The following is a 14,105-nucleotide window of genomic DNA, read 5'->3' on the forward strand; positions in this document are numbered from 1 at the left end:
TGAGAATTGGAAACGCCATGAGTCAAGAACACCACGCCGAAGATTACGCCGACATCCGCGAGGCCGTAGCCAAGCTCTGCGCGCAGTTCCCCGGCGAATATTGGCGCAAGCTCGACCGCGAGATGGCCTACCCCAAGGCGTTCGTCGATGCGCTGACCGAGGCCGGATATCTCTCGGTGCTGATCCCCGAGGAATATGGCGGCGCGGGCCTAAAGCTGTCGGCGGCCGCGGCGATCCTGGAAGAGATCCAGCGCGCGGGCTGCAACGGCGGCGGCTGCCATGCCCAGATGTACACGATGGGCACGGTGCTCAGGCACGGCAATGCCGAGCAGAAGGCAAAATACCTGCCGAAAATCGCGAGCGGCGAGTTGCGCCTGCAGGCGTTCGGCGTCACCGAGCCGACCAGCGGCACCGACACCTCCTCGCTGAAGACGTTCGCGCGCAAGGACGGCAACGACAGCTACATCGTCAACGGCCAGAAGATCTGGACCAGCCGCGCCGAGCATTCCGATCTGATGGTGCTGCTGGCGCGCACCACGCCGAAGGACCAGGTCAAGAAGCGCACCGACGGACTGTCGGTGTTCATCGTCGACATGCGCGAGGCCAAGAACAACGGTCTCGAGATCCGCCCGATCCGCACCATGATGAACCACGCCACCACCGAAGTGTTCTTCACCGACATGAGGGTGCCGGCGGAGAATCTGATCGGCGAGGAAGGCAAGGGCTTTCGCTACATCCTCTCCGGCATGAATGCCGAGCGCATCCTGATCGCGGCCGAATGCGTCGGCGACGCCAAGTGGTTCATCGCGAAGGCGACGAACTACGCCAAGGAGCGCGCCGTGTTCGGCCGGCCGATCGGCCAGAATCAAGGCATCCAGTTTCCGATCGCAAAAGCCTACGCCTCGATGCGCGCGGCCGAGCTGATGGTGAAGGAAGCCACGCGCAAATACGAGGCCGGGCTCGATTGCGGCGCCGAGGCCAACATGGCCAAGATGCTGGCGGCGGATGCGTCCTGGGAAGCGGCGAACGCCTGCATCCAGACCCATGGCGGGTTCGGCTTTGCCGAGGAATACGACGTCGAGCGCAAGTTCCGCGAGACGCGGCTCTACCAGGTGGCGCCGATCTCGACCAACCTCGTGCTGTCCTTCGTCGCCGAGCACGTGCTCGGCATGCCGCGCTCGTACTGAGGTTGCGGCCATGGGAGCATTGGACGGGATCAGGGTGATTGCGGTCGAGCAGGCGGTGGCGGCGCCGTTCTGCTCCTCGCGCCTGGCGGATGCCGGCGCGGACGTGATCAAGATCGAGCGGCCCGAGGGCGATTTCGCCCGCGGCTATGACGCGGCGGCCAAGGGCCAGAGCAGCTATTTCGTCTGGCTCAATCGCGGCAAGCAATCGGCGGTGGTCGATCTCACCACGAAGGAAGGCCGCGCCGAGCTGGAGAAGCTGATCGCGAGTGCCGACGTGCTGATCCAGAACCTGAAACCCGGCTCGATGGACAAGCTCGGCTTCTCGCGCGAGCGGCTCTTGAAGGACTATCCCAAGCTGATCTCGTGCACCATCACCGGTTATGGTGACGAAGGTCCCTACGCCCACCGCAAGGCCTATGATCTCCTGATCCAGGCCGAGAGCGGGCTCGCCTCGATCACCGGCAATCCCGATGGCGCCTCGCGCGTCGGCATGTCGATCGTGGATGTTGCGACCGGCGCCACCGCGCATGCCGCGATCCTGGAGGCGCTGATCGCGCGCGGGCGCACCGGCAAGGGCGCCGACATCCGCATCTCCATGTTCGACGTGATGGCGGATTGGTGCACCGTGCCGCTGCTCAATGCCGAAGCCGGCAATCCGCCCAAGCGCATGGGCCTGCGCCATCCCTCGATCGCGCCCTATGGCGTGTTCACCTCCAAGGACGGCAAGGACATCCTGATCTCGATCCAGAGCGAGCGCGAGTGGAAGACGCTCTGCGCGAAGGTGCTGGATCAGCCGGACCTGCCGGCCGATCCCCGCGTCGCCAACATGGTCGAGCGCGTGCGCAACCGCGACTTCACCGACACGACGGTGGCCGACATCTTCGGCAGGATGACGCGCGACGAGCTGTTGAAGCGGCTCTCGGACGCCGACATCGCATTCGCCGAGGTCAACACCATGGCCGACCTCGCCAACCATCCGCATCTGCGGCGGATCGAGGTCGACACGCCGAACGGCCGCGTCAGCTATCCCGCGCCGGCGCCGATCATCGTCGGCGAGACGCGCAGCTACGGCGCCGTGCCCGCCATTGGCGAAAAGCCCCAATCCAAGACGTGAGAGAGCGAGGCGTCATGACCGAGAAGCTCGACATCGATCATCTCAGGCAATGGATCGGCCGCAGCCAGGAGGCCACCGACATCGTCACCGCGCAGCTCGTGAAGGGCCTGCGCGCGACGCTGTTCCAGGAGGTCGGCGAGCCCAAGGCGGGCGACGCTGCGCCGTTCACGGTGCACTGGTGCCTGGCGCAGCCGGTGTTTCCGATGTCGATGCTCGGTCCGGACGGCCACCCGACCCGCGGCGGCTTCCTGCCGCCGGTGCCGCTGCCGCGCCGGATGTGGGCCGGCGGCGAGATCGAGTTCTTGCAGCCCTTGCGCGTCGGCGATGAATCGACGCGGACTTCGCGCATTGCCGACGTGCAGGTGAAATCAGGATCGACCGGCACGCTGTGCTTCGTCTCGGTCGAGCACAGCATCTCCTCGCCGAGGGGCACGGCGATCCGCGAGCGGCAGGACATCGTCTATCGCGAGATGACCGGCGGCGCGCCGGCTGGCGGCAAGGCGTCGCCTCCGCCGCCGCGGGCGCAGCATCGCGAAACGCATGTGTCGGATCCCGTGCTGCTGTTTCGCTATTCCGCGCTGACCTTCAACGGCCACCGCATCCATTACGACCGCGACTACGTCACTGAGGTCGAGGGCTATCCGGGCCTGATCTTCCACGGTCCACTACAGGCAGCGCTGATCGTCGAGATGGCGGCCAAGCTTCGTGGCGGCAAGGCGCCGAAGAAGTTTTCGTATCGCGGCGTGCAGCCGCTATTCGAAGGCACGGAGTTCTCGGTCAACGCCAACGAGACTGAGGCGGGCATGGAGCTGTGGACCGCGAACGCGGAGGGGCAGCCGACGATGAAGGGCACGGCGGTGTGGTGATAGTCTCTCCTCGTCATTGCGAGGAGCGAAGCGACGAAGCAATCCAGACTGCCTCTGCGGAGAGATTCTGGATTGCTTCGCTTCGCTCGCAATGACGGGTGGGGCTGCTACGTTCAATCAATAAACGCAGGGACGGAAACCATGGCCAGGAACGGCAAGACCGGCACCAAGCCCGTCACCGTGAAGCAGGCGACGCTCAACCTTCTGCGCGCCTTCGGCATCGACAGGGTGTTCGGCAACCCTGGTTCGACCGAGCTGCCGTTCCTGAGCGACTGGCCCGACGATCTCGACTACGTGCTGGCGCTGCAGGAAGCTTCCGCCGTCGGCATGGCCGATGGTTATGCGCAGGCGACGCGCAATGCCGGCTTCGTCAACCTGCATTCGGCGGCCGGCGTCGGCAACGCGCTCGGCAACATCTACACCGCGCATCGCAACCAGACCCCGCTAGTGATCACCGCAGGCCAGCAGGCGCGCTCGATCCTGCCCTTGCAGGCGTTTCTCTATGCCGAGCGCGCCTCCGAGTTTCCGCGGCCTTATGTGAAATACAGCGTCGAGCCGGCAAGGCCGGAGGACGTGCCCGCCGCGATCGCGCGGGCCTATTACACCGCGATGCAGCCGCCGTGCGGGCCGACCTTCGTGTCGATCCCGATCGACGACTGGGCCCATGCCTGCGCACCGGTCGAGGCGCGCAGGGTCAGCCGCGAGATCGGCCCTGAGCTGGAGCCGATGAAGGCGCTGATTGCGGCGCTCGCCTCAAGCAAACACCCCGCGCTCGTCGTCGGCCCGGGCGTCGATCGCGCCGGCGCGGTGGATCTGATGGTGCGCGTCGCCGAGAAGAGCAAGGCGAGCGTCTGGGTCAGCCCGTTCTCGGCACGCTGCTCGTTCCCCGAGCGGCATCCGCAATTCGCGGGCTTTCTGCATGCCTCGCCGGCGCAACTGTCCGACGCGCTGCGCGAGCACGATGTCGTCATCGTCATCGGCGCGCCGGTGTTCACCTTCCATGTCGAGGGCCATGCCACGATCTTCGACCGCGGCGCGACCATCTTCCAGATCACGGATGACGCGGATGCCGCCGCGGTGACGCCATCAGGCACCAGCATCATCGCGACGATGGAGCCGGCGCTGAGCCTGCTGCTCGACCTGCTGCCGGAGAGCAAGCGCGCGGCGCCAAAAGGCCGCACGCTGCCGCCGGCGCCGCAGCCCGCCGATCCGCTGCCGGTCGAATTCCTGCTGCATTCGCTGTCGCAGGCAATGCCGGATGATGCATCACTTGTCGAGGAAGTGCCCTCGCACCGGCCGGCGATGCAAAAATTCCTGCCGATGCGCGGCCAGGACAGTTTCTACACCATGTCGAGCGGCGGCCTCGGCTATTCTCTGCCCGCCGCCGTCGGTATGGCGCTCGGCAAGCCGAAGCAGCGCACGGTGTGCCTGATCGGCGACGGCTCGGCGATGTATTCGATCCAGGCGCTCTGGACCGCCGTGCAGCGCAAGCTGCCGCTCACCGTCGTGGTCATCAACAATTCCGGCTACGGCGCGATGCGCTCGTTCAGCCAGGTCATGCAGGTGCGCAACGTGCCGGGGCTGGAGCTGCCGGGGATCGATTTCGTCCGGCTTGCCGAGGGCATGGGCTGCCGTGCGGTGCGGGTGACGAAGGCTGCGGAGCTGGGCGAAGCGCTGAAGCGCGGCATGGCGTATGCGGGCACGAGCCTCGTTGAGGTCGTCGTGGATTCCGCAGTGCCTGTGCTGTACGGGCAGAAGCATTGACCGTGTCGTAGCCCGGATGGAGCGCAGCGTAATCCGGGAATCCTGCCACAGGCGAGTCGGCCCTGGATTGCGCTGAGCTCCATCCAGGCTACGACATCACGACGCCAAAAAACCTCCGTCGGCCGCGAGCACATGCCCGACGACATACGACGACGCATCCGACGACAGCCACACCACGGCCTCGGCGACCTCCTCCGGGCTGCCCATCCGCCGCAGCGGCAGGCCTGCGCTGACCGTCGCCACATCGCCGACGCCGGCGCGCAGCATCATGTCTGTGACGACGCGGCCGGGCGCGATCGCATTGATGCGAATGCCGCGCGGCGCGTTCTCCATCGCCGCCGAGCGCGTCAGCGAGATCGCGGCGGCCTTTGAGGCCGAGTAGAGCGAAAAGCCTGGATTGGGATTGCGCACCCCGCTGACGGAGGTGTTGACGACGATGCTGCCGCGCCCCTGCGCCAGCATCGCCGGCAATTGATGGCGCAGGCAGAGGAACAGCGCGCGGACATTGGTGTCGAACACGCTGTCGTAGATCTCCGTGCCCTGCTCCTCCAGCGGCGCGCGGCGCTCCTGGAAGCCGGCATTGTTGAAGGCAACGTCGAGCCGGCCGCAGCGCCCGACGGCTGTGCCGACGAGGCGCGCGACCTCGTCTTCCTTCGTGATGTCGGTCTGAAGCGCGATCGCCTCCGTGCCGAGCCCGCGGCACGCGGCGGCGGTGGCCTCGATCTCGGCCTCGCGCCGGCCGGCGACGACGATCGCTTCCGCCCCTTCGGCCGCCATCCTCAGCGCCGTTGCGCGCCCGATGCCGCTGCCGCCGCCCGTGATCAGGCAGACCTTGCCGCTCATGCGCTGACCGGTCGGCAAGGCTTCGCTCATGGTCCACTCCAAACACTTGCGCGCGCCGTTGCGCCCATATAGTTGTATGATACAACTATATGGGTCGAGTCAAGCCATGGCCGAGCTTTCGCTGATTGACGACATCCGCGCCGCCTCGCGCCTGATGGTGCGCGAACTCGGCTTCATGGACGCCACGGTGGCGGCCTCGGGCTATCCGCCCTCGGCGGTCCACACCATCCTGGAGATCGGCATTCGTGGCCCCATGACGTCGGGCGAGCTCGGCGATTTCCTGCGGCTGGAGAAATCCAGCGTCAGCCGTCTGGTGCGCAAGCTGATCGATTGCGGCGAGCTCAAGGAGACGCCGGACGAGGCGGATGCGCGCAGCAAGCTGCTGTCGCTGACGGCGAAGGGCCGGCGCACGCTGGAGGCCCTCCACGCGTTCGGCCGGCAGCAGGTCCGCGGCGCGCTGGCGGCGCTGACGCCGGCCGAGCAGCGCACGGTGTGCGAGGGCATGATGCTCTATGCGCAGGCGCTGCGCGCGAGCCGGGTGGGGGAGACGGTGGCGGTGGTGTGATGCGCGAGGTTGCTGAAGCTGCTTCTACACGCTCGGTGTCATCGCCCGCGAAGGCGGGCGATCCAGTACTCTGAGACGGTTGTGGTTGAGCCGACAGGGGCGGCATACTGGATGCCCCGCCTCCGCGGGGCATGACAGCGTCTAGCGTGGGAGCACCTAACGGTCACTTCCCGAACTCCTCCCGCATCTTCGCCTGGATCTTGGCCATGCCGCCGATCCAGCGGTCGTAATTTTCGGTCTTCTTGCGCATGTAGCCGAGCACTTGCGGGTGCGGCAGGATCAGGAACGTCTCCTGCTCGAGGCCGGCGAGCACGTCTTTCGCCACTTGCTCGGGCGTCAGGTCGCCGTCGCCGGATTGCGGGCCCTTGGGAATCGAGCGCAGCATGTTGGTGTCGACACCCTGCGGACACAGGATCGAGACCTTGATGTTGTGGGCCTTGTGCGAGATCGCGAGATTCTCGGCAAAACCGACCGCCGCGTGCTTCGTCGTCGAATAGGCCGGGCTGCCGACCTGCGACAGCAGGCCCGCGGCCGAGATGGTGTTGAGGAAATAGCCGCCGCCGCGCGCCCTCATCCGAGGGACGAGATGCCGCGCCGCATAGACATGCGCCATGACGTGGATCGCCCAGCTGCGCTGCCACGGCTCGTCGGAAGCGCCGCCGGCATTCTCCGACATCGGGTCGAAGCCGCCGCCGATGCCGGCGTTGGAACAGAACAGCGCGATCGGGCCGAACTGCCGCTCGGTCTCCTCGATGACGTGGACGATGTCCTTTTCCTGCGCGACGTCGCATTTGAACGCGGCGCCATCGACCATGGCCGCGACCGCTCGCGCATTGGCCGCGTCCATGTCCGCGACCACGACCTTGGCCGCACCCGCATTGTGAAAGGCCTCGCACAGCGCCTTGCCGATGCCGTTTGCGCCGCCCGTGACGACCACGACCTTGCCGGTCACCTTCATGCGACGTCTCCTCTCGTCTTCTTATACCGCTTCGCGGAAACTTCTCAGCTCAACACGAGGTCGAGCACCGCGGTATAATGACATGCCGCGCCGGCCAAGACAAAGCCGTGCCAGATCGCATTCTGAAAGCGCAGCCGCCGCCAGGCGTGGAAGATCACGCCGAAGCTGTAGAGCAGGCCGCCGGCAAGAATGAAGCCCAGCACCAGCGTGGGCAACGCCCTGACCACGGCATCGTAGAGCATCATGCCGCTCCAGCCCATCGCGAGATAGATGCCGACCGAGACGCGGTCGAACCGGCCGGGATAGAGCAGCTTCAGCACGATGCCGAGGATTGCGACGCACCAGACGCCGGCCAGCAGCACCAACGCGAACACGCTGTCCTTCAGCTCCAGGATGAACGGCGTGTAGGTCGCGGCGATCAAGAGATAGATCGCGGAATGGTCGAAGCGGCGCAGCAGCCATTTGGCCGGCGAGACCGGCCAGAGATTATAGGTCGCCGACAGCACCAGCATCGAGAGCAGGCCGGCGACATAGACGGAGACGCCGACGATGTCGGTGGCGTCGGCATAGACCGCCGTCAGCACCACCAGCACCGTCGCGGCAATGATGCCCGCGAGCACGCCGATCCCGTGGACGATGCCGTCGGCGATCAGCTCGGCGCGATCGTAGTCCCAGCCGATCGCGTCGGCTGCGGCGTGGACGGAAGAGGATGCAAGCTGCTTCAACTGGAAGACGGTCATGGCAATCCGCAAAGGCTCGAGGCAATGCCCTCTAGATGGGTGTTTCAGGACCGGCGGGTCGTTCAAACGGCTGATTTGCCGAGAAAGGCGGTGGAAGTATGAAAGCTTGAATTTCTTCAGGCAATTGCCACTTTTGTGACTAATCCGTTTTGCGTATCCCTCGCCCGAGATCCCCTCACGTTCATATGGCATTCAGTTTCCAGGATATGGTCGAGGAAGCGCGGCTGTCGGCGCGGGCGCTGATCGACTATGGCGAGCACTTCTTCAACCCGACGGTGCGGCTTGGTGTCACCGGTCTGTCGCGCGCCGGTAAGACCGTATTCATCACCGCGCTGATCCATGGACTGACGCGTGGCGGCAGGTTTCCGGTGTTCGAGGCCTACGCCTCGGGCCGGATCGCGCGGGCGCACCTGGCGCCGCAGCCGGACGATGCCGTGCCGCGCTTTGCATATGAGAGCCATCTGCGCGCGCTGATCGAGGAACGGCGCTGGCCGAGCTCGACCATGGACATCAGCGAGCTCAGGCTCGTGATCGACTACCAGCGCCCGAACGGCGCCGACCGCACGCTGACGCTCGACATCGTCGACTATCCCGGCGAATGGCTGCTGGACCTGCCGCTGCTCCACAAGAGCTACGAGCAATGGTCGGCGGAGAGCCTGGCGCTGTCGCGCGAGGCGCCGCGTGCGCATCTCGCGGCCGAGTGGCACAGTCATCTCGCGACGCTCAAGCCCGAAGCGCGCGAGGACGAGCAGGCGACGCTGACGGCCGCAAAGCTCTTCACCGATTATCTGCGCGCCTGCCGCGACGAGCGGTTTGCGATGAGCCTGTTGCCGCCCGGTCGCTTCCTGATGCCCGGCAATCTCGCCGATACGCCGGCGCTGACCTTTGCGCCGCTGGACGTGCCTGCGGGCGGGCAGGCGGGTGAGGGATCGCTGTGGGCGATGATGGTGCGGCGCTTCGAAGCTTACAAGGACGTCGTGGTGCGGCCGTTCTTCCGCGATCATTTCGCGCGGCTCGACCGTCAGATTGTGCTGGCCGATGCGCTCGCCGCGTTCAACTCCGGCCCCGAGGCGCTGCGCGATCTCGAAGCCGCGCTCGCCGCCATTCTCGACTGCTTCAACACCGGCCGCAGCACGATCCTCTCCAGCCTGTTCCGGCCGCGCATCGACCGCATCCTGTTCGCCGCGACCAAGGCGGATCATCTGCATCATTCCAGTCACGACCGGCTCGAGGCGGTGCTGCGCCGCGCCGTCTCGCGCGCGGTCGCGCGCGCGGAAAACACCGGCGCGGCGATCGACGTCGTCGCGCTCGCCGCCGTGCGCGCCACGCGCGAAGCGCAGGTGGCGCATGGCCGTGACAAGCTGCCGTCGATCCTGGGAACACCCGCCGCGGGCGAAAGCGCCGGCGGCGAGTTCTTCGACGGCAACACCGAGGTTGCGACCTTTCCGGGCGATCTTCCGCTCGATCCCGAACCGCTGTTCAATGGGACGGATGCGTTCCGCGGGCTCGCGTCGGAGGCGGCCGGGAACAGCGATTTCCGCTTCCTGCGCTTCCGCCCGCCGAAGCTTGAACGCGAGGGTGCCGACGAGCCGACGCTGCCACACATCCGCCTCGACCGTGCCTTGCAGTTCCTGATCGGAGACAAGCTGTCATGACCGAGCGATCCAAGCCACGGCGGCCGGCGACGTTCCGGCTCGACGATCCCGGCGTCGTCGTCGCCGAGGCCGACGAGACCGGCCGTCTCGGTCGCGCCACCATCCAGATCACGCCGGAGCCCGACCCGGCGATGCTGCCGGTGCCGGTGCACGCCGCAGTCCCGGCGCGGCGCGGCTTTCCCTGGGGCACGCTGTTCTGGTCGGGGCTCGCCGGATTGACGCTGCTCGGTACCGGGCTCGGCGTGGTGCATCTGGTCGAGGATCTGTTCGCGCGCAGCCAGACGCTCGGCTTCGTTGGACTTGCCTTCGCCGCCGTCACCGCGCTGGCGCTTGCGGTGGTGATCGGGCGCGAGGCGTTCGGTCTCGCGCGTCTTGCGACCATCGAGAAGCTGCACCAGCGCGCAGCTTCCGTGCTGGCCAGCGACGATCGCAAGGAGAGCCGGGTCATCGTCCAGGACCTGCTCAAGATCGCGCACCAGAACCCGCAGCTGGCGCGCGCCCGCGCGACGCTGGAGAGCCACGCCGGCGAGATCATCGACGGCGCCGACATGATCCGCCTCGCCGAGCGCGAGCTGATGTCGCCGCTGGACGCCGAGGCGCGGCGGCTGGTGTCGTCAGCGGCGCAAAAGGTCTCGATCGTGACGGCGGTGAGCCCGCGCGCCGCCATCGACGTGCTGTTCGTGTTCGTGGCGGCGCTGCGCCTGATCCGCCAGCTCGCTTATCTCTATGGCGGCCGTCCCGGCGCGCTCGGCATGATCCGCCTGCTTCGCCACGTCATCGCTCATCTCGCCATCACCGGCGGCATGGCCGCGAGCGACAGCCTGGTGCAGCAGATGCTCGGCCACGGCATCGCGGCGAAGCTGTCGCAGCGCCTGGGTGAAGGCGTGCTGAACGGGCTGCTGACGGCACGGCTGGGATTGGCCGCGATCGATGTGACGCGGCCGCTGCCGTTCGCGGCCCTGCCGCCGCCGAAGCTGTCGGATCTGGCGACGGATCTGCTGCGGAAGAAGGACGCCGACGAGTAGATCGCTCCCTTGGACCGCCTCACTCCTTCAGATTATTCGCCCGCTTCACCCAGGCGCGCACGTCCTTGAGGACGGCGGGAAGCACGGCCTTGACCTCCGCCACGGTCATGCCCGCCTTGATCCGGGGATCGTACAGCAGGTTGAGGATGTACTGGTCGTAGACGTCGAAATAGCCCATCGAGACGTTGTCGTTGAACATGGTCCAGGGCACGCTCGTGGTGTCGTTGATCGGTCCGAGCGATTGCAGCAGCTCCTCATAGGCGCAGTCGAGGAAGGTGAAATCGCCGTTGTCGACGGTGAGGATGACGTCGGAATGCTCGATCTCGAAATTGTCGTTCTTGCGGAAGCCGGACAGGCATTGCGGATCGAGCGAGGAGCGGATCTCGCGCGCCTTCTCGGCGCCGTAGAAGCTCGAGATGGTGCGGAAGAGATCGCGGTCGCGCACCAGCTTCACGCGCACATTCGCCGCTTCGTTGGTGTCGATCATGGCGATGTCGAGATGCTGCACGCGCTTGCCGATGTCAGCCACGACCTTGGCGAGCTGCGTCTTGCGATCCTCGCGGTCGCTCTCGGCGTAGACGCGTACCGGCCCGTCGAACTTGCGGATGCGGTCGACGCGGCCGGCAAGATGGTATTCGGCGCCGAATGCCGTCTTCAGGAAGCCTTCAATGATCTCGCCGTCGGTGAAGCTCTTCTTCTCGGCGCGCTGGCGCGAGGACACCGCGGGCAGCTCGGCGGCGGCAGCCATGGGTGCGATGTCAGGCGCGCAGGCGAGCGTCGCGAGGGCCAGCAGGGCGAAGCGAAAGCCGGGCGAGGGCGGGACGAATGCGCTCATCGTGCTGTGACGCTGCCGCATTCGCCCCGCGTGCACAAGAGCGCAAATTCACGCGCCGCGCGGGTTCCTGGTCAGTTGTTCAGCACCACCACCGGGGTGCCGATCGAGACGCGGCTATAGAGGTCGGTGACGTCGTCGTTGGTCATGCGGAAGCAGCCCGAGGAGACGGCCTGACCGATCGTCTCCGGCTCGTTGGAGCCGTGGATGCGGTACAGCGTCGAGCCCAGATACATGGCGCGGGCGCCGAGCGGGTTGTCGATGCCGCCCTTCATGTGGCGCGGCAGGTCCGGCCGGCGCGCCAGCATCTGCGAGGGCGGCGTCCAGTCCGGCCATTCCCTCTTGGCGGTGATCCTGTGCACCCCGGCCCAGCGGAAGCCGTCGCGGCCGACGCCGATGCCGTAGCGCAGCGCCTGCCCGTTCCCGAGCACCAAATAGAGCCGCCGCTCGGCGGTGTTCACCACGACGGTGCCCGGGGCGTAGCTGCCGTTATACATGACGGTGGTGCGGGGGATCGGGCTCGCGCCGCCGCGGCCGATATAGCTGGTGGAACTGGTGCCCGTGAAGTCTATCATCCCCGTCGCGGACGCGTCGGCTGCGCCAGCCAGCAGCAGCGCCATTGCGGCCATCGGTGCGGCAAAAAACCGGATCATCATCTCCCCCAGAAAAAAAATCGATTCAACCGGACCCAGAGGCCATATTTGCGCGCGTTTCGCAAGCCACGGGCCCGTGAGGGTCGCATCGTTAACGACTGACGTTACCAAATCGCAACTGCGCCAATTTGCTGGAAAGCGTTAGCCAAACCGGCGTCTCACCACGCGGGGCAGGGCCGCAATGCCCGCTATTGCTTTGACGCGCCGCGCGAACAATGATTGACCGAATGGATCACTGGCAGGTTGCGGGAGCAGACAGAATGAACGGTGCGGAAAGCCTGGTGCGGACGATGGTCAAGGGCGGGGTGGACGTCTGCTTCACCAACCCCGGCACCTCCGAGATGCATTTCGTCGCGGCGCTCGACCGTGTCCCCGGCATGCGCTGCGTGCTCGGCCTGTTCGAAGGCGTGGTGACGGGCGCGGCCGACGGCTATTTCCGCATGAAGGGCACGCCGGCCTCGACCCTGCTGCATCTCGGCCCCGGCCTCGCCAACGGCCTTGCCAATCTGCACAATGCCAAGAAGGCCAATTCCGGCATCGTCAACATCGTCGGCCAGCACGCCGTCTACCACATCGGCTACAACGCGCCGCTGACCTCCGACATCGAGGGCCTGGCCCGGCCGATGTCGTCCTGGGTCCGCACCTCGCCGGATGCCAAATCGGTCGCCGCGGACGGCGCCGCCGCCATTGCCGCCGCGAAAAGTGCGCCGCCGCAGATCGCCACCCTGATCCTGCCCGCCGACACCGCCTGGAACGAGGCCGACGGCATCGCCGAGGTTCCGGCCGAGCAGCAGCGCGCCAGCTATTCGCCGCAGGCGGTCGAGCAGGCCGCAAAGATCCTGCATGGCGACGGCGAAGGCACGCTGCTCCTGATGACCGGCAGCGCGCTGAGCGCGCAGGGTCTGGCGCTGGCCGAGCGCATCGCCGGCAAGACCGGCTGCACCGTGATGGGCCCGACCTTCCGTCCGAAGATGGCGCGCGGCCGTGGCCGTTTCTCGATCGACCGCATCCACTACGTCATCGATCAAGCCCTGCCGATGCTGGCGAAATTCCGTCACATCGTGCTGGTCGAGTCCGACGACCCCGTGGCGTTCTTCGCCTATCCGAACAAGCCGAGCATGCTCAAGCCGCAGGGCTGCGAGGTGCATCGCATGACCTCCTGGGGCGAGAATTCGGTCGCCGCGCTCGAGGCACTCGCCGGCGCCGTGAAGGCCAGCGCCAGGGACGTCAAGCCGCAGGCTCTGGCTGAGCTGGTCAAGCCGACCGGCGCGCTCACCTTCGCCTCGATCGCGCAGGCCATTGCCTGTGCGATCCCCGAGAACGCGATCATGGTCGACGAATCCCTCACCACCGGCCGCGGCTTCTTCCCGCCGACGGCGGCGGCCGCCCCGCACGACTGGCTGCAGAACATGGGCGGCTCGATCGGCTTCTCGACGCCGCTGTCGATCGGTGCCGCGATCGCCTGCCCGGACCGCAAGGTGATCACCATGGTCGGCGACGGCAGCGCGATGTACACGATCCAGTCGCTGTGGACCCACGCACGCGAGAACCTCGATATCGTCACCATCGTGTTCGCCAACCGCATCTACCAGATCCTGCGCGGCGAGTTCGACAATGTCGGCGCCGGCGAGCCCGGCCAGCGCGCCAACGACATGCTCCGCCTCGACCGCCCGACCCTGGACTTCGTGGCGCTGGCCAAGGGCATGGGCGTTCCCGGCCGCGCCGTCACCAATGCCGACGAGTTCAACAAGGCACTGGCAGAGGCCGTCGCCGAGCCCGGCCCGCGCCTGATCGAAGTTCAGATGTAGACCGGACCGATTGCGCCGCGAATTCCGGTCTCATGTAGCCCGGATGGAGCGTAGCGTAATCCGGGGCTGGTGTGTTTTGCGAGAGTCCCGGATTG

General features: G+C 66.6%; 13 protein-coding genes. 8 read left to right on the plus strand and 5 right to left on the minus strand.

What is annotated here, in order from left to right; genetic code table 11:
- Window positions 1-17: 17 nt before the first annotated feature.
- The 4 genes from I6F21_RS21915 (at window position 18) to mdlC (ending at window position 4,931) form a co-directional block, all read left to right on the plus strand.
- Entirely contained in the window at window positions 18-1,187 is a 1,170-nt protein-coding gene (locus I6F21_RS21915; RefSeq protein ID WP_036028627.1) for an acyl-CoA dehydrogenase family protein, read from the plus strand.
- Between the two features lie 10 nt (window positions 1,188-1,197).
- Window positions 1,198-2,301 (plus strand): CaiB/BaiF CoA-transferase family protein, encoded by a 1,104-nt coding sequence (locus tag I6F21_RS21920; RefSeq protein WP_225142100.1) that lies wholly within the window; start codon window positions 1,198-1,200, stop codon window positions 2,299-2,301.
- A gap of 14 nt (window positions 2,302-2,315) precedes the next feature.
- Window positions 2,316-3,167, plus strand: coding sequence for a MaoC family dehydratase N-terminal domain-containing protein (locus I6F21_RS21925; RefSeq protein ID WP_225183409.1), 852 nt, complete (start codon window positions 2,316-2,318; stop codon window positions 3,165-3,167).
- A gap of 141 nt (window positions 3,168-3,308) precedes the next feature.
- Window positions 3,309-4,931 (plus strand): benzoylformate decarboxylase, encoded by a 1,623-nt coding sequence (gene mdlC / locus I6F21_RS21930; protein WP_225142096.1) that lies wholly within the window; start codon window positions 3,309-3,311, stop codon window positions 4,929-4,931.
- A gap of 96 nt (window positions 4,932-5,027) precedes the next feature.
- On the opposite strand, the gene I6F21_RS21935 is transcribed toward mdlC, so the two are convergent.
- Window positions 5,028-5,804: a glucose 1-dehydrogenase gene (locus I6F21_RS21935; RefSeq protein ID WP_225113922.1), complete on the minus strand. Its 777-nt coding sequence runs from the start codon at window positions 5,802-5,804 to the stop codon at window positions 5,028-5,030.
- A 76-nt stretch (window positions 5,805-5,880) separates the two neighbouring features.
- Between I6F21_RS21935 and I6F21_RS21940 the strand changes: the two genes are divergently transcribed.
- Window positions 5,881-6,339, plus strand: coding sequence for a MarR family winged helix-turn-helix transcriptional regulator (locus I6F21_RS21940; protein ID WP_109145220.1), 459 nt, complete (start codon window positions 5,881-5,883; stop codon window positions 6,337-6,339).
- A 163-nt stretch (window positions 6,340-6,502) separates the two neighbouring features.
- On the opposite strand, the gene I6F21_RS21945 is transcribed toward I6F21_RS21940, so the two are convergent.
- The gene (locus I6F21_RS21945) at window positions 6,503-7,297 is read right to left on the minus strand and encodes an SDR family oxidoreductase (protein ID WP_225142095.1); all 795 of its coding nucleotides are present in this window, start codon (window positions 7,295-7,297) and stop codon (window positions 6,503-6,505) included.
- 44 nt (window positions 7,298-7,341) lie between these two features.
- Entirely contained in the window at window positions 7,342-8,037 is a 696-nt protein-coding gene (locus I6F21_RS21950; RefSeq protein ID WP_036009743.1) for a hemolysin III family protein, read from the minus strand.
- A 185-nt stretch (window positions 8,038-8,222) separates the two neighbouring features.
- On the opposite strand from I6F21_RS21950, the gene I6F21_RS21955 reads away from it, so the two are divergent.
- Together I6F21_RS21955 and I6F21_RS21960 are read left to right on the plus strand one after the other, a co-directional pair.
- Entirely contained in the window at window positions 8,223-9,692 is a 1,470-nt protein-coding gene (locus tag I6F21_RS21955) for a YcjX family protein (RefSeq protein WP_225183410.1), read from the plus strand.
- Window positions 9,689-10,717, plus strand: coding sequence for a TIGR01620 family protein (locus tag I6F21_RS21960; RefSeq protein WP_225142092.1), 1,029 nt, complete (start codon window positions 9,689-9,691; stop codon window positions 10,715-10,717). Before I6F21_RS21955 ends, I6F21_RS21960 begins: the two co-directional genes overlap by 4 nt.
- Window positions 10,718-10,736: 19 nt before the next feature.
- Here the strand turns inward: I6F21_RS21960 and I6F21_RS21965 are convergent, their stop codons facing one another.
- Window positions 10,737-11,552, minus strand: coding sequence for a DUF2927 domain-containing protein (locus tag I6F21_RS21965; protein ID WP_192893341.1), 816 nt, complete (start codon window positions 11,550-11,552; stop codon window positions 10,737-10,739).
- A gap of 71 nt (window positions 11,553-11,623) precedes the next feature.
- Window positions 11,624-12,202, minus strand: a complete 579-nt coding sequence (locus I6F21_RS21970; RefSeq protein WP_036009766.1) for a L,D-transpeptidase — start codon at window positions 12,200-12,202, stop codon at window positions 11,624-11,626.
- A 260-nt stretch (window positions 12,203-12,462) separates the two neighbouring features.
- Between I6F21_RS21970 and I6F21_RS21975 the strand changes: the two genes are divergently transcribed.
- Window positions 12,463-14,010, plus strand: coding sequence for an acetolactate synthase large subunit (locus tag I6F21_RS21975; protein ID WP_225142090.1), 1,548 nt, complete (start codon window positions 12,463-12,465; stop codon window positions 14,008-14,010).
- The last annotated feature ends 95 nt before the right edge of the window (window positions 14,011-14,105 follow it).

This window comes from Bradyrhizobium sp. NBAIM03 (assembly GCF_020194055.1).
Lineage (GTDB): Bacteria > Pseudomonadota > Alphaproteobacteria > Rhizobiales > Xanthobacteraceae > Bradyrhizobium > Bradyrhizobium yuanmingense.